Raw genomic sequence first — 20,903 nt, forward strand, 5'->3', positions numbered from 1 at the left:
TTTTTGCCTACTTTTTGGCGGCGCAAAAAGTAGGTCGGCAGCCGGGACGAAATCCCGGCTGGGCCTGTACGTCAACCCATGCTGCGACAAAACAGCCCTCAGCTCATCTTGCAAGAGGCCGCATACGCATCCTCATGCTGCGTGAAGATCTTCCCCAACGTCCGGTTCGTCACCCTTCCCTGCCCATCCTTCGTGATCACCCGCAAGTAGTAATCCTGAATCGGGTACTGATTCCGATTGAACTTGAACGCCCCACGCACCGACTCGAACTTCGCCGCCTTGATCGCCTTCAACAAAGCAGGCTTGTCCTCCACCTTTCCCTTCACATCCCTCACCGCCGCATTCATCAACAACGCCGCGTCATACCCCTGGCTCGCATACAGCGACGGCAGCCTTCCGTAGTCCTTCAGGAAATCGGCAACGAACTTCTTGTTCGCCACGTTGTCCATGTCATGCGCCCAATGCGAGCTGTTGAACATGCCCAGCATCGGCTCACCCACCGCCTTGATGACGTCCTCGTCGGCCGAGAACCCAGGCCCGAACAACGTCACGTCCTTGGACAGGCCCGCACCGACGAACTGCTTGATGAAGTTGATGCCCATGCCGCCGGGCAGGAAGATGTACATCGCATCCGGCTTGGCGGCGCGCGCCTGCGCCAGTTCTGCTGCGTAGTCCAACTGGCCGAGCTTGGTGTAGATCTCCTCGACGACGGCGCCCTTGTAGTAGCGCTTGAAGCCCGTCATCGCGTCCTTGCCCGCCGGGTAGTTGGGCGCCAACAGCACGAGCTTCTTGAAGCCCTTCTCCGTCACAGTCTTGCCCACGGCCTCGTGCAGGTTGTCGTTCTGCCAAGCAACGTTGAAGAAATACGGGTTGCATTGCTCGCCGGCGTACTGCGACGGACCGGCGTTGGCGCTGATGTAGGGGATCTTGGCGTCGAACACCGACGGCCCGACGGCCAGCATCACGTTGGAGAAGACGATGCCGGTCATGAAGTCGACCTTGTCGCGCTTGATGAGGCGCTCGGCGCTCTGCTTGGCGACCTCGGGGTTCTGCTGGTCGTCGGCCGTGACCATCTCGACAGGCAGGCCGCCGAACTTGCCGCCGCTGTGCTTGAGGCCGAGCGCGAAGCCATCGCGGATATCCACGCCCAGGCCAGCACCGGGGCCGGACAATGTGCTCAGGAAGCCGACCTTGAGCTTGTCGGCGGCCTGGGCCGTGGGGAGCAAGGCAAGGCCGAGGGTGATGGCGGCAAAAGTCTTCTTCATGCGCAGGGTCTCCATGAGAAAAAGGGGCGGTCAGGCTTTGAGCTTGAAGCGCTGCAGTTTGCCCGTCTCGGTGCGCGGCAGGTTCTCGCGGAACTCGATGGCGCGCGGGTATTTGTAGGGCGCGATGGTGGCCTTCACATGCTCCTGCAGCGCTTTCACGTCACCGGCATGGCCCGCGCGCAGCACGACAAAGGCCTTCACCAACTGGCCACGCTCTTCGTCCGGCACGCCGATGACGGCGCATTCGGCCACGGCGGGGTGGCTCAGCAGCGCGGCCTCGACCTCGGGGCCGGCGATGTTGTAGCCACCCGAGATGATCATGTCGTCGGTGCGGGCCTGGTAGACGTAGTAGCCATCGGCGTCGATCAGGTAGGAATCACCGGTCAGGTTCCAGCCGTCCTGCACGTATTGGTGCTGGCGCTCGTCGGCGAGATAGCGGCAGCCCGTCGGGCCCTTGACGGCGAGATGGCCGACCTTGCCCGCCGGCAGGGGCTGGCCACCATCGTCGAGGATGCAGGCCTGATAGCCGGGCACCGGCTTGCCGGTGGCGCCGGGCTTGGCCGTCTCTTCGGTATGGGAGATGAAGATGTGCAGCAGCTCCGTCGCGCCGATGCCGTCGAGCAGCTCGATCCCCGTTGCCTGCTTCCACAGCACGCGCGTCGCGGCGGGCAAAGCCTCACCGGCGCTGACGCATTTGCGCAGGGACGAGATGTTGTGCTGCCCCACCAGCGGCGCCATCGCGCGGTAAGACGTCGGCGCCGTGAAGCAGACCGTTGCGCGGTGCTCTGCAATCGCCGCCAGCAGCATCTCGGGTGCAGGCTTTTCCAGCAGCACCGCGGACGCACCCACGCTCATCGGGAACAGCAGCAGGCCGCCCAGGCCGAAGGTGAAGGCCAATGGCGGGCTGCCGATGAAAACGTCGCTGGCCTGGGCACGCAGGCAGTGCACCGGCCAGCAGCGGCAGATCGCGAGGATGTCGCGATGGAAGTGAATCGTGCCTTTGGGCTGGCCCGTGGTGCCCGACGTGAAAGCGATCAGCGCGCAGTCGTCGCTGGCGGTATCGACGTTGGTGAAGGTGGCGGGCTGCCGCGCCGCGCGGGCTTCGAGGCCATCGGGCTCGCAGCTGCGGTAGTGGCAGATGCCGCGCAGCAGCGGGTTTTGCAACTGCGCTGCCGCCAGCTCATCTGCCAGTGCCGCATCGCATAACGCATGCGTGACCTCGGCCTTGGCAATGACCTTGCCGAGTTCGATCGCACGCAGCAGCGGCATCGTCGCAACGGCAATCGCGCCGGCCTTGATGACGGCGAACCAGCAGGCTGCGAGCTGCGGCGTGTTGGCGCCGCGCAGCAGCACCCGGTTGCCGGGCACGACGCCGAGTTCGTTGACCAGCACGTTGGCGATGCGGTTTGCCTCGGCCTGCAGCTCGGCATAGGTCCAGCTCACGCCGGCGCCCTGCACGCAGGGTCGGTCGCCATCGCCCTGCTCCACCCAGCGGTCCAGCAGCTCGGTCGCCGCATTCAGCCTGGGGCCGAACTGCAGCTCGGGCAGTTCGAACACCAGCTCCGGCCACTGGTCCTGCGGCGGGAGGTGGTCTCTTGCGAAGGTATCCAGATGGGCCGATGGGTGCATGACGTCCTCAGGCTTGCTTGAGCAGTTCGCGACCGATGATCAGTTGCTGCACTTCGCTGGCGCCCTCGTAAATGCGCAGCGCACGGATTTCGCGATAAAGGGATTCGACGATCTCGCCCCGGCGCACGCCGCGGCCGCCGAAGAGCTGCACGGCGGCGTCGATGACCTGCTGGGCGCCCTCGGTCGCCATCAGTTTGGCCATCGCAGCTTCCTTGGTGATGGTCTTGCCTTGGTCGCGCAGCCAGGCGGCGCGGTAGACCATGAGCGCGGACGAGTCCACGGTGCAGGCCATGTCGGCCAGCTTGGCCTGGGTCAGTGGCAGGTCGGCCAGGCGGGCACCGAACATGGGCCGTGACTTGGCTTGATTCAAACCTTCCTGCAGCGCGCGGCGGGCAAAGCCAAGGGCTGCGGCGGCGACGGAGGTGCGGAAGACGTCCAGCGTGCGCATGGCCAGCTTGAAGCCCTCGCCCGGCGCGCCGAGCATCTGGCTCTTGGCCACGCGGCAGTTGGTGAAGCGCAGGCGGGCCAGCGGGTGAGGCGCGATGACATCGATGCGCTCGGCAATCTCGAAGCCCGGCAGGTTTGCATCGACGATGAAGGCCGAGAGGCCGCGCGAACCAGGTGCTTCGCCGGTGCGCGCGAACAGCACGTAGAAATCGGCGATGCCGCCGTTGGAGATCCAGGTCTTCTCGCCATTCAGCAGATAGCTGTCGCCGTCTTCGGTTGCGCTGCACTGCATGGCCGCGACATCGGACCCAGCTTCGGGCTCGGACAGCGCGAACGCCGCCAGCGCCTCCCCACGAGCCACGCGCGGCAGATAGCTTTCGCGTTGGGCCGGCGTGCCCTGCAGCGAGATGGCGCCCGAGCCCAGGCCCTGCATCGCGAAGGCGAAGTCGGCCAGGCCGTCATGTTTGGCCAGCGTCTCGCGGATCAGGCAGAGGGCACGGGTGTCGATGGCCTGGCCTTCGCCAGCCACGGCATGATTCAGCCAACCCGCCTGGCCGAGCTGGGCGACCAGGGTGCGGCATTGCGCGTCGATGTCGCCGTCATGGTCGACATGCTGCAGATGCTCGCCGCACCACGCATCCAGCGCGGCCGCCAGCTCGCGGTGCTTGGCGTCGAAGAAGGGCCAGTCGAGATGGTCCATCTCAGTCTCCCTGGAACACGGGCTTCTGCTTCGCAACAAACGCTTCAAATGCGCGGTGGAAGTCCTTGGTCATCATGCAGATGGCCTGGGCCTGGGCCTCGGATTCGATGGCCTCGTCCACGCCCATGGCCCACTCTTGATGCAGCATGCGCTTGGTCATGGCGTGGCCGAAGCTCGGGCCGGCGGCAATCTCGCCAGCCCAGGTCGTCGCTTCATTCAACAGTTGCTCGGGCGCGATCAAGCGGTTCAGGAAACCCCAGGACAGCGCCTCTTCGCCACCCAGGCTGCGTCCGCTGTAGAGCAAATCCGACGCCCGCCCCTGGCCGACGATGCGCGGCAGCATGGCGCAGGCACCCATGTCGCAGCCGGCCAGGCCCACACGGGTGAACAGGAAGGCCGTCTTGCTGCGTGCGGTGCCGACGCGCAGGTCGGACGCCATCGCCATGATGGCGCCGGCACCGGCACAGACGCCGTCAATGGCCGTGACGATGGGTTGCGGGCAGGCGCGCATGGCCTTCACCAGATCGCCCGTCATGCGCGTGAAAGCCAGCAGGTCGGGCATGCTCATGCCGGTCAGCGGGCCGATGATCTCGTGCACATCGCCGCCCGAGCAGAAGTTGCCGCCAGCGCCCTGGATGACGATGGCTTTCACGTCATCGACATAGCTGAGCCGGCGGAACAGGTCGCGCAGCTCGGCGTAGGACTCGAAGGTCAGCGGATTCTTGCGCTCGGGCCGGTTCAGCGTGATGACGCCGACGGCGCCCTGCTGCTGCCAGGCGAAGTGCTCGGGGCTGTAGCCGGCGAGGCTCTGGCTGTTGCCGGAAGTCAGATAGGGGGTCATGCGGCATCCTTGGCCAAATGGGTTTTCAGCTGCGCGAGCAGCTCGTGGACCTGAGTCTTCTGCGCTGGCGTCCAGCCGGCAAACAGCTCGACGATCCAGCCCTCGTGCGTGGCGGCCATGCGCTTGAACTGGCGGCGGCCCTGCGGCGTGAGCTTGACGATGAAGCTGCGGCGGTCGTCGGCGCGGGTCTCGCGCAGCACCAGACCTTCGGCTTCGAGCTGGTCGGTGATGCCGGTCACGTTGCCGCCCGYCACCATCAGCCGCTTGGACAGCTCGCGCATCGTCAGCCCGTCGGGATGGCGCTCCAGCTGTGCGAGCAGGTCGAAGCGCGGCAGCGTGGTGCCGAAGTCGCTGCGCAGGCGCTGGCGGATCTGGTCCTCTACGCGGGTCGTGCAGGACAGCAGGCGCAGCCAGAGCCTGAGGGCCTGGTGGTCGTCTTCCGAAAGCCGCGTTTCGAGATCGGACTCGGTGGCCGACATCACATCGTCTCCCCGCCGCAGACGGCAATGGCCTGGCCGTTGATGGCGCTGTTGCCGACGATCCATGCCACGGTGTCCGCCACTTCCTCGGGCTGGATCAGGCGGCCCTGCGGGTTCACCTTGGCCAGCTCTGTGCGCGCTTGCTCGGCCGTGCGGCCGGTCTTGGCGACGATGGTGTCGACGGCATTCGCGACGATGTCGGTCTCGGTGTAGCCCGGGCACACCGCGTTGACCGTCACGCCCTTGGCCGCCACTTCCAGCGCCATCGCCCGCGTCAGTCCCAGCACACCATGTTTGGCCGCGCAGTAAGCCGCCACATAGGCATAGCCCTTGAGCGCCGCCGTGCTGGCCACGTTGATGATGCGACCTTCCTTGCGCAGCAGCATGCCGGGCAGCACCGCGCGGCTGCACAGGAAGCTGCCGGTGAGGTTGACGTTGAGCAGGCGCTGCCACAGCTCCAGCGAGGTGCGGGCGAGCGGCGCCGTCTCGACCTGGCCGGCGTTGTTGACGAGGGTGTCCACCTCGCCCACGGCGGCGAAGGCGTCGGTGACGCTGTCCTCGTTGCCGACGTCGCAGATCTGGATGGCCACATCACCCAACGCCGCCTGTGCACTGCGCAAGCGATCTTCACTGCGACCCATCAATGTGACGCGAAAACCGTCCGCGAGCAGCCGCTTCGCCACCGCGGCGCCGATGCCGCTTCCTCCACCCGTCACCACTGCGTGCTTCATACACCCAACGCCTTGTTCGCCTGCTCGGCTGCGGCCACATTGCCTGCGCGCTGGCGCTCGAATTCGCGCTCCAGCTGGCTCTTGCCGGACAGGTACTGTTTTGGCCATTCCAGTCCGATAGGCCCGCGGTAGCCGATGCGCGCGGCCTCGGTCAAAGTCCACGCTGGATTGGCCAGGTGCGGCCGCGCGATGGCGCAGAGGTCGGCGCGCCCCGACGCGATGATGCTGTTGACGTGGTCAGCCTCGGAGATGGCGCCGACGGCCATGGTCGCGATGCCGACGCGGTTGCGGATGCTCTCGGCGAACGGCGTCTGGAACATGCGGCCGTAAACGGGCTTTTGCGCCTTGCTGACCTGGCCGGACGACACGTCGATGAGATCGGCGCCCGCTTCCTTGAATGCGGCAGCGAAGGTCACTGCGTCCTCGGGCGTCGTGCCGCCCCGCACCCAGTCGTGAGCCGAAATGCGCACGGACATGGGCCGGTCCAGCGGCCAGACCTCGCGCAGCGCCGTGAAGACTTCGAGCGGATAGCGCAGCCGGTTCTCCAGCGAGCCGCCGTAGTCGTCGTCGCGGTGGTTGGTCAGCGGCGAGATGAAGGCGGACAGCAGATAGCCGTGGGCGCAGTGCAGCTCCAGCCAGTCGAAGCCGGCATCGGCGGCGCGGCGAGCGGCGTTGACGAAGTCCTCGCGCACGCGGTCCATGTCGGCGCGCGTCATCGCCCGCGCGACCTGGCTGATGCCATCCAGGTATTGCTGCGGCGAGGCCGAGATCAGCGGCCAGTTGCCGTCGGGCAGCGGCTGGTCTTCACCCTCCCAGGGCACGCATGTCGAGCCCTTGGGGCCGGCGTGGCCGAGCTGCATGGCGATCCTGGCGCTGCTGTGGGTGTGCACATGCTCGACGATGCGCTGCCACGCGGCGCCCTGGCCGTCGTTCCACAGGCCCGGGCAACCCGGCGTGATGCGCGCGTCGGGAGACACGCAGGTCATCTCCGCAAAAACGAGGCCGGCACCGCCCAGCGCCCGGGCGCCGAGGTGGGCCAGGTGATAGTCGCCAGGATTGCCGTCCTCGCAGCTGTACTGCGCCATCGGCGACACGACGACGCGGTTCTTCAGCGTGACGCCGCGCAGCTTGAAGGGCGTGAACATCGGCGGCACCTGAGCATCGACACCGCTCTGCGCCGCCAGCCAGCGCTCGAACTCGCCGACATAGCGCGCATCGCGCAGGCGCAGGTTCTCGTGCGAGATGCGCTGCGAGCGCGTCAGCAGCGAATAGGCGAATTGCTCGGGCGCCAGCCTTGCGTGGCGGTCGACGTTCTCAAACCACTCAGTGGAGTTGCGCGCTGCGTTTTGGATGCGCAAGACCTCAATGCTGCGCGTGGCTTCGTAAGCGTCGAGTGCCTTTTGCAGATTGCCATGCGCCTGGATGTCGCGCGCCAGGTCGATCGCATCCTCCAGCGCGAGCTTGGTGCCCGAGCCGATGGAGAAGTGCGCCGTGTGGGCGGCGTCGCCCATCAGCACAACCGGCGCGCGCCCGTTGTGATGCACCCAGGTCTTGCAGACGACACGCGGGAAGCGGATCCACGACGCCGAGCCGCGCAGGTGCGATGCGTTGGAGATCAGCGGGTGACCATCCAGCACCTTGGCGAAGAGCTTCTCGCAGAAGGCAATGCCGTCTTCCTTGCTCATGTCCTCCAAGCCCGCGGCGCGCCAGACGTCTTCGGGCGCCTCGACGATGAATGTCGAGTGCGTGGCGTCGAAGCGGTAGGCGTGCGCCTGGAACCAGCCCCATTCGGTCTGCTGGAAGTCGAAGGTGAAGGCGTCGAAGAGCTTGGTGGTGCCCAGCCACACGAAGCGGCAGGCACGCAGGTCGACGTCGGGCTGGTAGGTGGCAGCGTACTTCTGGCGGATGCGGCTGTTCAGGCCGTCGGCGGCAACGATGAGATCGGCGTCGATGTCGGCGTCGTCCAGCACGTCGGTCTCGTAGACCAGTTCCACGCCCAGCGCCTCACAGCGCGCCTGCAGGATATTCAGCAGCTTCTTGCGGCCGATGCCGCAGAAGCCGTGGCCGCTGGAGACGATGCTGCGGCCGCGGAAGTGGACGGCGATGTCGTCCCAGTGGTTGAAGGCCTCGCTGATCTGCTCAGCGGTCTCGGCGTCGGCCTCGCGCAGCGCGTCGACGGTCTGGTCGGACAGCACGACGCCCCAGCCGAAGGTGTCGCCCGCGCGGTTGCGCTCCAGCACCCTGACCTGGTGGGCCGGGTCGGCCTTCTTCATCAACAGCGCGAAATACAGGCCGGCGGGCCCGCCGCCGACACAGGTGATACGCATGGGGAACCCCTTCTGCGTAGCACTTTAGGAATCGATAGTTCAAACGTCAAGCATTTATCTTGACTGCAACCCCACGGACAAACCCGCAGCTTGAAGCGGTGGGGAGGGGCGGCGCGACGGCGTCAGCGCGGCTTGCTGTAGTTGACGGTGCCGCGCCCACCGGCTAGAGGCTTGACATCGGCGAGGCGCGCCCGGGCCGCCGCGTTGTCCCGCAGATAGGCGTCAAAGAACAGCAGCTCCCAGGCGGTGGCTTCCTGTTCGGCAGGCCCGCTGAGGAGGTGGCCCTCACCCGGCATTTCGACGGCCCAGGCCGGGCCGCCCAGGCGGCGCACGCCGGCCTTGACGCTGTCGGGCGAGACCGAACCGTCCTTCTCGGCATAGACGGCGAAGAACGGCGTCTTGACCTGGGCAAGGCCGCTGAAGTCGCGGCCGAAGGACCAGGCATGGGTCTGGAAGGGCCAGATGCCGAAGCTGGCGCCGAGGAAGGGCACAAGGCCGAAGCCGGCCTTCAGGCGGGCGTCGCGAAAGGACTGCCCGGGCACAGCCGGGTCGGCGCCGCCGAGCATCGCCAGCACCGTCTGGCCGCCCGCGCTGGCGCCCGAGGCGCCGATGCGGGCCGTGTCCACCGCGCCGGCAAAGTCCGGGTGGCTGAGCACATGATCGAGTGCGGCCTTGAAGGCCACCCGGCGCAGGGCCACGGGTTCGGCATAGCCGTTGACGCGGCCATCGCCATGGAAGATGTCGACGACGATGTAGCCGTGCGAGGCCAGCTGCTTGAGGTGGGCCAGATGCCAGAGACCGTGGGTGTTGTAGCCGCCCGAGTAGACGATGAGTGGGTACTTGGCGGCCGGGTCCGCAAAAACCGGCCGCTCGCCCGGCGCCTGCATGTGCGGGAAGACGTTGTCGCCGGTGTCCTTGTAGGGGAAGGCGTAGTTCGGCCGGGCGTTGTCGGCGCGGGTGGGATACAGGACGTAGAGCAGCAGCGGCAGCTGCTGCCCGGCCAGCGCCCCCGCGCCGGGTTCGTTGGCCGGTACGGTGACCTTGAGCAGCTGTGCGGCGTCGCGGCGGCTCAGCAGTTCATCGACGTACAGGCTGCGCGAGCCGTCGACCTTGCCGTTGAGATAGTCCACCAGCGGCCGGTCGCCAGCGGCGCTGGTGGCGACCGCCATGTTGGTGCTGCCGACCGCGTACGGGCCGGGTGGGGCGACGAAGTCGGCAGCGTGGGCGCACGCCAGCCCCCCGGTGGCCAGAAGAAGAAGCAATCGGGCCAGCAGGCGAGACATGGAATTCCTTTGGGAGGCGATCAGCGCGGCACGTCGTCCCAGCGCAGGTGCACGACGCGATAGCCGGTGGCCTTCAACGACTGCAGCAAAAAGGGCAACGCCCGCGCCGTCTGGTCCTGAACGTCGTGCAGCAGCACGATGCCACCGCCGCTCTTGGCCAGCTGGCCCAGCAGCTTGGTCGCAAGCATCTGCGGCGTCTGGTCGGGCAGCCAGTCCTCGGCACCGGCGTCGACGGACATGACGGTGATGTCGCGCTCGCGCAGCGCGGCCATCAGCACGGGCGATTCCGCCAGAAAGGGGAAGCGATAGGCCGCCGGCTCGCTGCCCAGCACCTCACGGTAGGCAGCCACCATGGCATCCAGGTCGGCGATCTGCGCCGGTGCGGGCAGCTGACCGAATGCCAGATGCTGGAAACCATGCATGCCGACGCTGTGGCCGGCGTCGCGCACCTGGCGGGCCAGGGCGGCGTGGGCGCGCATGGGCTCGCCGTTCATGAAGAAGCTGGCCTTCACGCACTGGTCGGCCAGGGCCTTTAGCACCAGCGGTGTGGACTCGGGCCGCGGGCCGTCGTCGAAGGTCAGCACGACCTCCTTCGGCGCCAGCCCTGGCAGCGCCGCATGTTGCGCCTTGCCCCAGGCCGCGCCCTCGCGCTTGAACGTCAATGTGCGCGACGTGCCCAGCGCATCGGCCGCACAGGCGGGCTGAGCGGGCTGGCCGGATGTGGCGGCGGCCAGGGCCATGGCCAGCAGCAGGCTCATCAGTGGCCGGCCACGGCGGCGGGTTCGCCAAACTCGCCCGCCTCCTCGTGGTCATGCGGGAAGGGCGCCAGCCAGGCCAGCACCACGGGCGGGATGGAGAAGATCAGCACCCAGCCGAAGAAGCTCACGTACTGGTGATTGACGTAGTTCCACAGCAGGCCGCTGACGCTGCCGGTGCCCCACTTGGTCAGCGCCATCACGCCGGTGGCCATCGCGTAGTGCGCCATGCGGAAGGGCCCCGGGGCGATCTGCTGCATCATGTAGAGCATGTGGCCGACCGAGCCCATGCCGAAGCCGAACTTCTCGATGCAGACGATGGCCGCGATGGTGGTCGTGTCCGTCGGCATCGACTGGGCCAGGTAGAAATAGGTCAGGTGCGGGATGTTGAGCACCAGGGCCAGCGTGAAGAAGCTGCGCGGCAGCGTGCGCTTGGCGACGAAGAAGCCGCCCAGGAAGGCCCCGGCGATGAAGGACAGCGTGCCGACCGTGCCGTTGATGTGGCCCAGCGACTCGTTGTCCAGCCCCAGGCCGCCGGCAGCGATGCTGTCGAGCAGGAAGAGCGGGCCGAACTTCTCGATGAAGCCTTCACCGAAGCGGTAGAAGAAGATGACGGCCAGCATCATCCAGATCTGCGGCTTCTGAAAGAGGGTGACCCAGGCTTCGGCCGTGGCGGTCAGGCCGCCGCTCAGGCCTTGGCCGTGCAGCGTGGACGGCGCGCCCGGCGGCAGCACGCGCACATGCCACAGGCCGAAGAGGGCCATGGACGCTGCGGCGATCAGCACGACGATGACCCAGCACTGCACCCAGCTCATCGCCATGTGGTTGTGCAGATAGCCCGTCAGCGACACGAACAGGCCCGAGGCGACAACGGCGCCCATGTTCCAGCACATGCCCTGCAGGCCCGAGTAGCGCGCCTGGTCGGTCTTGGAGACGGTCGTCATGAAGACGCCGTCGGCGCAGGTGTCCTGCGTGGCCGATGCGAAGCCGACGATCCAGAAGAAGGCCAGCGAGAGCTTGAAGAATCCCTCCATCGGCAGGCACAGCGCCACCAGGCCGAGCGCGGCGGCCATCGTGAACTCCATGCTGATGACCCAGAAGCGCTTGCTGCGGTAGGCCTCCAGCAGTGGCGCCCACAGGGGCTTGAGCACCCAGGGCAGGTACATCTGCGAGGTATAGAGCGCGATGTCCTCGTTGGAGATGCCGAGGTTCTTGTAGATGATGGCTGCGACGACCCCCACCATCACATTGGGCAGGCCCATGGCGAGGTAGAGCGAGGGCACCCAGGTCAATGGGTGGCGAATGGATTGAGTCATGGTGGGGTGGGCTTCTTGGTGCCGTTCAGCAAGGCGAGGACGTCAGACGCCTCTTGATTGGATTGCAGGGCTTGGAGCGCGGCCCGGGCCCTGTCGGTGCCCTCGCCGCCGTGCGGGTTGCTGGCCAGCGACTGCAGGCCGCGCAGGGCCTTGTCGCGGTTGCCGGATTCGAGATGCGCCCAGACGGCGAGGTAGACGTAGTCGCCAACCTGGGGCTCCAGCACGCTGGCGGCGTCTGCCGCGTTGGTCATGCTGGGGCTCACGCCCTTGACGCCGAGCACGCGGGCCAGCTGATACAGCGTGGGTGCATCGTTGCGGCGCTGTTTGTAGGCTGCCATCAGCCAGGCGCGCGCCTGTTCCAGTGCCTGGGTGCGTTCGGCGCCGTTCGCCTGTGCGGCCACAGCCTGCCAGGCCCAGCCGAGCAGGCGGTTGGCTTCAAAGGGCGGTGCTTCCTGCTGGGCCCACGGAGCAAGGATCTGCAAGGCCTTGTCCGCCTCGCCATAGCGGATCTCGGCATGCGCCAGCGCCCAGCGCATGACATCGGGCGCACGGTCGCCGCCGGCCTTCTTCACGCTCGCCTGCAGGCGGGCCAGGACGGCCTTGCCATGTTCGGCTTCAGGACGCGAGGCGATGACCATGCCGTCGAATTCGGCCTCGGCCTGCTCGGTGGGCAGCTCTGTAGTGCGCACCGCGGCTGGCGCGCCACCCGGGATCTGCGCCACATACAGGTTGTCCAGATGCCTGCGCAGCTCACTGTTCAGGCGGCTGGGCGCTATGCCTGTGGCGGGCTCCAGCGCCGTCAGCGCGTCCTCCCCGGCCGCGACACGGCGGAAGTACTCGTTGAAGCGCTGGACGCGCTCGGTCTTGGACAGCACGTAGTGGGTCAGCAGCCAGGACTGCGCGTAGAAGACGCCGAAGAAGCTGTCGTCAATGTCCTTGTCCCCGGTGGACTGGAAGCTCGGCTTGAGCAGCCTGGCCGGCTGCAGCCAGGGGCGCTGGGCCAGGATCGCGGCCGAGGGATTGAACGCGCCGATCTCGATCGAGTCCGGGGCGATGCGCGTCGCGCCGAAGTACTCGGCGTAGCCCTCGACATACCACACGGGATAGGCCATGCGGGCGTACTGAGCCATCACGCGGTGCGCGTACTCGTGGAAGAGCACCTGGCCGGTGAAGTCCTTCGACCAGAGATGGTTGACCGCGAAAGCCTGGGCGCCATCGCTGCCCGAAACGAACAGCCCCGCCAGGCGACGGTTGCGCAGATAGGGCTGGACCCGGGCAATGAGGTCGGGGTCGTCGCTGAGCACGATGGGAAAGGGCGGGCGCGCCAGGCCCTGGCTGGCGCCAAGGGTCAGCAGCATGGCCTCGTGCAGGCGTTCGAGATCCTGCAGCCTGCCCTCGGCCGTGCGCTTGGACGTCTGGGCCAGCATGCGGAAATGCGGGCTCTCGGCCAGCACCCATGACGCAGACCAGGCCAAGGGGCTCCAGCCCAGCAGGCCCAGCAGCAGCGTCGCCAACCATCTGCGGTGGTGCATCGTCTGCTCTCCCGGCCTGCCTTATCGGGCCCGCGGCGTCAGCGCCTGCAGCGCCGCCGACACGTAGACCAACGGCGCATTCCAGTTGATGGCGATCTCATTGCTGGCATAGCTGCAGAAATGGTCCGGATAGGACCGCGCCGGCTGCACGGCATTGCTGCCCCAGACATAGTCCTTGGCCTGCATGCCCACGCGGTAGGCCGAGCCCCGCCAGCGGGCAACCAGTTCATCAGCAAGCTCCATCACACGGGTTTGAACGACAACGCTGTCATTTTGACTCAGGCGCATGCGGTGCTGGGCTAGGGTTACCCATGCCAAGCCCTTGACATCGCCCCAGGCACGCGCAAGGCCGCTGGCCAGCAGGCAGGTCGCGACGAAGCAGCGGAGATGGGGACTCATGGTGAGACGATCCAGTTGATGCAGTCGGCAGCGCCGTTGACGTTCAGTGTCACGCCTTTGGCGTAGACGCGTGAAGGCGTGTGGGCGATCAGCAGCAGGTCTCGAACACGACGCACAGCCATCGTCACTCCATCAAGCAATGAACCGGTGGACGCCTGAGCGTCCACCGGCTCGAGGGCCAGAAACCGGTCAGGCCGTCCAGCTCAGCGAGGCGCCTTCAGCCTGCACAGCACTGCGCCGCCCGTCCACCTCCAGCCCCCAATCGCGCAGCGCACCCTCGCTGACCTGGGCCGTGTACTGCCCGCCCTGGCGGCTGACCGTGCCACGCGCCGCAATGCTGCCGTCCGCCCCCACGACCGTGAAGGCCGCGCTSKYGCCGTCATCCAGCTCGAACACGCGCAGCACCGTGCCGCGGGCGTAGTCGTAGGCCGGCTTCTCGGTCTCGGCGCCCCAGGCGATGACGCTGTTCGGTGCSGCRTASAGCGGCATSGACAGGAAGCCATGCACCTCGCGGTGCCAGCGGCCRCCTTCGCGCTTCTCGCCGCTCAGCAGATGCGTCCACGTYCCTTCRGGMAGGTAGAAGTCCACSYYGCCGYYYTCKGTGAACACCGGTGCCACCAGCAGGCTCTCGCCGAGCTGGTACTGCCGGTCCAGCGTCGCGCAGGCCGGGTCCTGCGGGTGCTCCATCAGCATGGCGCGCATCAGCGGCACGCCGGTCTGSGTCGCCTCATGCGCCTTGGCGTACAGATACGGCATGAGCTGGTGCTTGAGCCGCGTGAAKRCGCGCAGCACGTCGCAGCTCTCTTCGTCCACGAGCCATGGCACCCGGTAGCTGCTGCTGCCGTGCAGGCGGCTGTGCGAGGACATCAGGCCGAACTGGATCCAGCGCTTGTAGACGGCCGGCGGCGGGTTGCCTTCGAAGCCGCCAATGTCATGGCTCCAGAAGGCGAAGCCGCAACTTGTGAGCGACAGGCCGCCCCTGAGGCTCTCGGCCATGGATTCGAAGGTGCTCCAGCAGTCGCCGCCCCAGTGCACCGGGAAGCGCTGGCCCGAGGCGTAGGTGGAGCGCGCGAAGACGATGGCGTCACGGCCCTGCACTTCTTCGAGCAGCTCGAAGACGGCCTGGTTGTATTGCAGCGCGTACAGGTTGTGCATCTCGACGGGGTCGGAGCCGTCGAAGTAGGTCACGCCTTCGCTCGGGATGCGCTCGCCGAAGTCGGTCTTGAAGCAGTCCGCACCTTGCGCGATCAGGCGCTTCAGGTGGCCCTGGTACCAGGCCTTGGCGGCCGGGTTCGTGAAGTCCACGATGGCCATRCCGGGYTGCCACTGGTCGGTCTGGAAGGTCAGCCCGTTGGTTCTCTTGATGAAGTAGCCGTGCTTCACGCCTTCAGMRAACAGCGGCGACTTCTGCGCCACATACGGGTTGATCCAGAGGCTGATCTTCAGGCCCTTGGCGTGCAGGCGCKYSAGCATGGCCTCGGGCTCRGGRAAGYCRCGCGGGTCCCAGGCGAAGTCGCACCACTGGAACTCGCGCATCCAGAAGCAGTCGAAGTGAAACACCGMCAGCGGCAGCTCGCGGCGCGCCATCTCGTCGATGAAGTGGGTGGCGGTGGCCTCGTCGTATTGCGTGGTGAACGAGGTCGTCATCCACAGGCCGAAGCTCCAGGCCGGGGGCAGCGGKGCGCGGCCTGTCAGCGCTGTCAGTCGGCCCACGACGTCCTTGGGSGTGGGGCCGGCAATGACGCAGTAGTCCAGGCTCTCGCCYTCGCGGCTGAACTGCACGCGGGCGACCTTCTCCGAGCCGACCTCGAAGGACACGGGGCCGGCCTCGTTGACGAGCACGCCGTAGCCGCGGTTGGTCAGGTAAAAGGGCACGCTCTTGTAGGCCTGCTCGCAGGCGGTGCCGCCGTCCTTGTTGGTGTTCTCGACGATCTGGCCGTTCTTGACCCAGGGCGTGAAGCGCTCGCCCAGGCCGTAGACGTTCTCGCCCACGCCCAGCGACAGCTGGTCGTGGACGTGGTGGCGYACCAGGCCGTCCTTGCCGGCCCACTGGATGAAGCCCAGGCCGCGCCAGTCGCTCTTGGTCAGGATGCGGTCGCCTTCGCGGAAGGTCAGGCTCCAGCCTTCGCCCTTCTTGACGTCGACCGAGAGGGCGCCGCTGGTCAGCGTGGCCTTGGCGTCGCCGTTGTCGATCTGCACTGGATGCTTGCCGGCGCCGGGCATGGGGATGTGCAGGCGCGGCGCGCTGGATGCGGCGTAGTGCTCGACGCTGACGCGGACGACGCCGGGCAACGGCGAGCTCAGCGTCACGGTCAGCGTGGGGCCTTGCAGCGTGTCGCCGCGGTGCTTGATGGGGCGGGTCGTGGCGAGCACGACCAGGCGGTCTTCGTGGACTTCGATCGCATAGGCCTCGGCCGCGTAATGTGCGGCCACGCCCGGCTGATGCATCCACTGTCCGTCAGTGAACTTCATGATGAATCAATCTTCCTTGTTGTCTCCGGTCGGCCGGCGGGTGCGCCGGCCCCTCTTGCTTGGTTGGTCTGTCGGGTCTCCTAGGCTGAAGGCGCCTTGACGTGGCGCGCGACGTAGTCGCCGTGCTCGGGCATGCCGCCCACGGTGTGTGTGATGGCCTGGCGCAGGCGCACGAAGTGCTGCAGCAGGGCCTCGGGGTCGATGTGGTCGACGAAGGGGTCGTAGCTCTCGGGCCGCAGGCCCAGGCCGAAGAAGAGCGACACCCACGACGGCTCGGCAAAGCCATCGGGGTCGAGGATGGCGACACGGCCCGCGCTGCGGAAGAGCTCGATCTGGTGGGCCAGCGTGTCCGGGATCGGCATGGCCGCGCAATAGCGCCACAGCTCGGCGTCGCGTCGGTCGGTCAGCTTGTAGTGCAGCACGATGAAGTCGCGGATGGACTCGTACTGCAGGGCCATGCGCCGGTTGAACTCGGCCGCCAGGTGGGGCTTGAACTGCTTGTCCGGGAAGAACTGGATGAGGCGGCCGACGCCGTCCATGATGAGCTGGATGCTGGTCGACTCCAGCGGTTCCAGAAAGCCTGAAGCCAGGCCGATGGCGACAACATTCTTGACCCAGCCCTGCTTGCGTCGTCCGGTCGTGAAGCGCAACTGGCGCGGCGTGTCCAGCGCCTTGCTGTCCAGCCCGGCCAGCAGCGTGCTGGCGGCTTCATCGTCACTGATGAACTGGCTGCAATAGACGTGGCCATTGCCGGTGCGGTGCTGCAGCGGAATGCGCCACTGCCAGCCCGCCGCCTTGGCGGTCGACATCGTGTAGGGCGTCAGCGGCTCGACACGTTCGCTCGGCACGGCCTGGGCGCTGTTGCAAGGCAGCAGCGCGCTCCAGTCCTCGAAGGGCGATTGCATCGCGCCGCCGATCAGCAAGGCGCGAAAGCCCGAGCAATCGATGAAGAGGTCGCCATCGATGCGGCGGCCGTCCTTGAGCTTGACCGCAGCAACGAAGCCGTCCCCGGGGCGCAGCTCGACATCGACGATCAGCCCTTCAATGCGCTGGGCACCGCGCGCCATCGCGTACTCGCGCAGAAAGGCGGCGTACAGGCCGGCGTCGAAGTGGTAGGCGAAGGAATAGGCATTGGCCGCCGACGGCGCCCCGCCCTCGGGGGGCGTGAAGCGGTTGCGCCTGGCCATGACGGTGGACGTTGACCAGTCCTCGTAGCTGGGCAGCCCGTCCACCTGGCGCTGCAAGCGCAGCCAGTGCTGCCAGGGCGCGCGCGCGTCGATGGCCGGGCCGAAGTCCCCGAAACCATGGAAGAAGCGATGGCCGACGTGGCCCCAGTCGCGGAACTCGATGCCGAGCTTGAAGCTGCCCTGGGTGCGCTTGACGAACTCGGCGCCGTCCAGGCCCAAAGTTTGGTTGTAGGCGCGGATGGGCGGCAGCGTGGCCTCGCCGACGCCGATGGTGCCGATGTCGGGCGACTCGATCAGCACGATCTCGCAGGCGCCCTGGCCGGCCTGCGCAAAGCGCTGAGCCAGCGGCGCAGCCGCCATCCAGCCGGCGGTGCCGCCGCCAACGATGACGATCTTGCGGATGAAGGGATCGGACATGGCTGTCTCTGGGCCAGTTTTTATGGAGCCTCACCACAGGACCGGCGGGCGGCGCGATCTTCGGCGAGTCGGGCTGTGTCGCGCTAGGGGCTTTTACCGTATTTACTTCGTACGACGGCCGAACTAATATGGCACCAAGCCCGTCAAAAGCATGGGCAGGACTAGGAGACAAATGCAGGCCGAAGCCGCAAGCAGCCAACAGCTGCTCAAGGTCATCAATCGCATGGCGCTGGTGCGACATCTCTGTGCCAATCCGGGACTGTCGCGTGCCGACCTGGCCGTGGCCGTCGGCTTGACGAAGTCCACTGTCAGCCTGCTGGTGCGCGAACTGATTCTTGAAGGCTGGCTGGCCGAACGCGAGGTCGTCGCGACCGGCGACCTGGGCCGCCGCCCCACCCCCCTCTTCATCGATCCCGCCCGGCTGGTGCTGCTCGGCGCCGAGGTCGGCATCGAATCCGTGCGCGTCGTCGCCACCTCGCTGACCGGCGAAGTGCTGGCCTGGACCGTCGCCCACTACAGCGCCAACCGCACAGCCAAGGCCTGCATCGCCAGCCTCGCCACGGCGCTGCTCAAGCTGCGCAAGCAGCTGGATGCCGGCCAGCAGATCCTGGGCATCGGCGTGGGCCTGCCCGGTGGCGTCAACGAGGCGCGCGGCGTGCTGCACTTCGCGCCCAATCTGGGCTGGCGCGATATTCCCTTTGGTGCCCTGCTCAGCGAAAAGCTGCAAGACACTTCGCTCGCTGGCGCACCCCTTTTCATACAGAACGAAGCCGATGTGGCGGCCCTGGGCGAAATGGAGTTCAACTCCGCGCCGACGTCGGACCCGCTGCTGTATGTGTCCATCAACCAGGGCCTGGGCGCCGGCGTCATCGTCGGCGACCGCCTGCTGACCGGCAGCCGCGGTTTCGCCGGTGAGGTGGGCCACATGGTGCTGCAGCTCAACGGGCCACGCTGCTCCTGCGGCCGACGCGGCTGCGCCGAAGCATTGATCGCGACGCGCGCCATGCTCGGCGGCAGTGAGGATGGCACGACACTGCGCTCGCTGGCCGAAGTACGCGCCCATCTCGTCGACGAGGACGCGCACACGCTGAAGGCCGTGAGTTCCGCCGGCCGCTATCTCGGCGTGCTGCTGCAGAACCTGGCCACCGCCTACGACCCCGCCTGCATCGTGCTGGGCGGTTCGGTCGTCGAACTGGGCGAGCCCTTCCTGAAGCCAGCGCTGGACACGCTGCTCGACTACGCCGCAGCGGCCAGCCTGCCACCGCCGAGCGTGCGCACCTCGCTGTTCGGCGCCAATGCCGTCGCCGTCGGCGCGGCCGCGCTGGCCCGCTACCGCCTGACCCGGCCTACCCTGCCCGGCGCGGTGACGGCTGTGGGCGAGAGCATCAGCGAGGAGTCCGCTTGATGTTCCTCGGCATCGATCTCGGCACCTCCGAAGTCAAGCTGCTGCTGCTTGACGGTGAAGGCCACATCGTCGGCACGGCAGGCAGCGCGCTGACGCTGTCGGCGCCTGAGCCGCTGTGGTCGGAGCAGGCGCCGAGCGATTGGTGGCAGGCCACCGAGGCCGCCGTTGCCAAGCTGCGCGCCGCCCATCCGATGGCCTTTGCCGCCGTGCGCGGCATCGGCCTGTCCGGCCAGATGCACGGCGCGGTGCTGCTGGGCGCTGACGACGCCGTGCTGCGCCCGGCCATCCTGTGGAACGACGGCCGCAGCCACGCCGAGTGCGACGAGCTGACAACCACCGCGCCGCGCCTGCACGACATCGCCGGCAACCTCGCCATGCCCGGCTTCACCGCCCCGAAGCTGCTGTGGGTGAAGAAGCACGAGCCCGAAGTCTTCGAGCGCGTGGCCAGCGTGCTGCTGCCCAAGGACTGGCTGCGCCTGCAGCTGACCGGCGACAAGGTCTCCGACCCGTCGGACGCCGCCGGCACCCTGTGGCTGGACGTGGCCCGGCGCGACTGGTCCGACGAACTGCTCGGCGCCTGCGGCCTGACGCGCGCGCAGATGCCCCGCCTGGTCGAGAGCAGCCAGCCCAGCGGCGTGCTCAAGCCCGAACTCGCCAAGGCCTGGGGCCTGGGCGCGGAGGTCGTCGTCGCCGGTGGCGCCGGCGACAACGCGGCCAGCGCCATCGGCATCGGTGCCACGCAGCCAGGGGACGGCTTCATCTCGCTGGGCACCTCCGGCGTGCTCTTCGTCGTCAACGACCGCTACCGGCCCAACCCGGCCTCGGCCGTGCACGCCTTCTGCCATGCGCTTCCCGCACGCTGGCACCAGATGAGCGTGATGCTGTCGGCCGCCAGCTGCCTGCGCTGGTTCTGCCAGCTCGTCGGCGCCGATGAAGCCACCTTGCTGGCTGAACTTTCATCAAATGACAGCGCAGTCAGCMCCTCAGACCACGCGCCGATCTTCCTGCCCTACCTSGCCGGCGAGCGCACGCCGCACAACGACCCGTTTGCAGCCGGYGTCTTCCATGGCCTGAAGGCGCAGACGAATCGCGCCGACTGCACCTATGCCGTGCTCGARGGCGTSGCCTTCGGGCTGGCCGAYGGGCTGGACGCGCTGCGGGCGGCRGGCACCGAGGTGCACCAGCTGTCGCTGGTGGGCGGCGGCTCACGCAGCCACTTCTGGGCCCAGCTGATCGCCGACGCACTCCAGGTCGACGTCGTCCTGCACACCGGCAGCGAAGCCGGCGGCGCGCTCGGCGCGGCACGCCTGGGCTGGTTGGCCACCGGGGGTGCTGTCGAGACCGTCTGCACCCGCCCGCCCGTGGCGGCCCTCTTCTCTCCCGACCCCGAACGCCATGCCCGCCTGGCCCCCCGCCTGGCGCGYTTCCGTGACCTYTACCGCCGCCTGCGCGGYGCYTGACCCCCGAGTTATGACGAGCTATTTCCAMSMCATCGCCCCGATCCGCTTCGAGGGCGCCGACAGCCMSAATGACCTGGCCTTCAAGCACTACGACAAGGACCGCATCGTCCTGGGCCAGCGCATGGAGGACCACCTGCGCTTTGCCGTGTGCTACTGGCACAACTTCGTCTGGACCGGCCTGGACCCGTTCGGCGGCGCCACCTTCGAGCGCCCCTGGTTCCAGGGCGGCAGCCCGATGGAGCTGGCCAAGCTCAAGGC

17 protein-coding genes and 1 pseudogene are annotated in these 20,903 nt (G+C 67.4%); 3 read left to right on the plus strand and 15 right to left on the minus strand.

The genetic code is table 11. From position 1 onward, the window contains the following. Nucleotides 1-98 precede the first annotated feature (98 nt). From ACXJKJ_RS13200 to ACXJKJ_RS13270, 15 genes are all read right to left on the minus strand, one after another. Nucleotides 99-1,265 carry an ABC transporter substrate-binding protein gene (locus tag ACXJKJ_RS13200; RefSeq protein WP_457390421.1) on the minus strand — a complete coding sequence of 389 codons (1,167 nt, stop codon included), beginning with the start codon at nucleotides 1,263-1,265 and terminating at the stop codon, nucleotides 99-101. A 30-nt stretch (nucleotides 1,266-1,295) separates the two neighbouring features. Next, entirely contained in the window at nucleotides 1,296-2,894 is a 1,599-nt protein-coding gene (locus ACXJKJ_RS13205; protein WP_457390422.1) for an AMP-binding protein, read from the minus strand. Nucleotides 2,895-2,901: 7 nt separating this feature from the next. Then, nucleotides 2,902-4,041, minus strand: a complete 1,140-nt coding sequence (locus ACXJKJ_RS13210; RefSeq protein WP_457390423.1) for an acyl-CoA dehydrogenase family protein — start codon at nucleotides 4,039-4,041, stop codon at nucleotides 2,902-2,904. Between the two features lies 1 nt (nucleotide 4,042). Next, entirely contained in the window at nucleotides 4,043-4,882 is an 840-nt protein-coding gene (locus tag ACXJKJ_RS13215; protein ID WP_457390424.1) for an enoyl-CoA hydratase family protein, read from the minus strand. Continuing rightward, a complete protein-coding gene (locus ACXJKJ_RS13220) occupies nucleotides 4,879-5,361 on the minus strand; it encodes a MarR family winged helix-turn-helix transcriptional regulator (protein ID WP_457390425.1) in 483 nt (160 codons plus the stop codon). The genes ACXJKJ_RS13215 and ACXJKJ_RS13220 overlap by 4 nt, the downstream gene beginning before the upstream one ends. Continuing rightward, nucleotides 5,361-6,092 (minus strand): SDR family NAD(P)-dependent oxidoreductase, encoded by a 732-nt coding sequence (locus ACXJKJ_RS13225; RefSeq protein ID WP_457390426.1) that lies wholly within the window; start codon nucleotides 6,090-6,092, stop codon nucleotides 5,361-5,363. The genes ACXJKJ_RS13220 and ACXJKJ_RS13225 overlap by 1 nt, the downstream gene beginning before the upstream one ends. After that, on the minus strand, nucleotides 6,089-8,419 hold the full coding sequence (locus tag ACXJKJ_RS13230) for a bifunctional salicylyl-CoA 5-hydroxylase/oxidoreductase (protein ID WP_457390427.1): 2,331 nt from the start codon (nucleotides 8,417-8,419) through the stop codon (nucleotides 6,089-6,091). Before ACXJKJ_RS13230 ends, ACXJKJ_RS13225 begins: the two co-directional genes overlap by 4 nt. Nucleotides 8,420-8,541: 122 nt before the next feature. Beyond that, a complete protein-coding gene (locus ACXJKJ_RS13235; RefSeq protein ID WP_457390428.1) occupies nucleotides 8,542-9,702 on the minus strand; it encodes an alpha/beta hydrolase family protein in 1,161 nt (386 codons plus the stop codon). Nucleotides 9,703-9,722: 20 nt separating this feature from the next. After that, nucleotides 9,723-10,460, minus strand: a complete 738-nt coding sequence (locus ACXJKJ_RS13240; protein WP_457390429.1) for a polysaccharide deacetylase family protein — start codon at nucleotides 10,458-10,460, stop codon at nucleotides 9,723-9,725. Then, nucleotides 10,460-11,773, minus strand: coding sequence for an MFS transporter (locus ACXJKJ_RS13245; protein WP_082532456.1), 1,314 nt, complete (start codon nucleotides 11,771-11,773; stop codon nucleotides 10,460-10,462). The genes ACXJKJ_RS13240 and ACXJKJ_RS13245 overlap by 1 nt, the downstream gene beginning before the upstream one ends. Further along, nucleotides 11,770-13,305, minus strand: a complete 1,536-nt coding sequence (locus ACXJKJ_RS13250) for a hypothetical protein (protein ID WP_157281195.1) — start codon at nucleotides 13,303-13,305, stop codon at nucleotides 11,770-11,772. Before ACXJKJ_RS13250 ends, ACXJKJ_RS13245 begins: the two co-directional genes overlap by 4 nt. Nucleotides 13,306-13,326: 21 nt before the next feature. Beyond that, nucleotides 13,327-13,704, minus strand: coding sequence for a hypothetical protein (locus tag ACXJKJ_RS13255; RefSeq protein WP_457390430.1), 378 nt, complete (start codon nucleotides 13,702-13,704; stop codon nucleotides 13,327-13,329). Then, on the minus strand, nucleotides 13,701-13,826 hold the full coding sequence (locus tag ACXJKJ_RS13260) for a hypothetical protein (protein ID WP_457390431.1): 126 nt from the start codon (nucleotides 13,824-13,826) through the stop codon (nucleotides 13,701-13,703). The genes ACXJKJ_RS13255 and ACXJKJ_RS13260 overlap by 4 nt, the downstream gene beginning before the upstream one ends. 67 nt (nucleotides 13,827-13,893) lie before the next feature. Then, nucleotides 13,894-16,176: an alpha-xylosidase gene (gene yicI / locus ACXJKJ_RS13265; RefSeq protein WP_457390432.1), complete on the minus strand. Its 2,283-nt coding sequence runs from the start codon at nucleotides 16,174-16,176 to the stop codon at nucleotides 13,894-13,896. 80 nt (nucleotides 16,177-16,256) lie between these two features. Further along, entirely contained in the window at nucleotides 16,257-17,780 is a 1,524-nt protein-coding gene (locus ACXJKJ_RS13270; RefSeq protein WP_457390433.1) for a tryptophan halogenase family protein, read from the minus strand. 172 nt (nucleotides 17,781-17,952) lie between these two features. Here ACXJKJ_RS13270 and ACXJKJ_RS13275 point away from each other — a divergent pair, with 172 nt between their 5' ends. From ACXJKJ_RS13275 to ACXJKJ_RS13285, 3 genes and pseudogenes are all read left to right on the plus strand, one after another. Next, nucleotides 17,953-19,185 (plus strand): ROK family transcriptional regulator, encoded by a 1,233-nt coding sequence (locus tag ACXJKJ_RS13275; RefSeq protein ID WP_056197278.1) that lies wholly within the window; start codon nucleotides 17,953-17,955, stop codon nucleotides 19,183-19,185. Further along, complete coding sequence (gene xylB / locus ACXJKJ_RS13280; protein ID WP_457390434.1) at nucleotides 19,185-20,645, plus strand: xylulokinase; 1,461 nt, start codon at nucleotides 19,185-19,187, stop codon at nucleotides 20,643-20,645. The genes ACXJKJ_RS13275 and xylB overlap by 1 nt, the downstream gene beginning before the upstream one ends. A 10-nt stretch (nucleotides 20,646-20,655) precedes the next feature. Then, a pseudogene (locus tag ACXJKJ_RS13285) lies at nucleotides 20,656-20,903 on the plus strand (xylose isomerase); the annotation flags it as partial.

The sequence above is a fragment of the Roseateles sp. P5_E1 genome, from assembly GCF_054049335.1.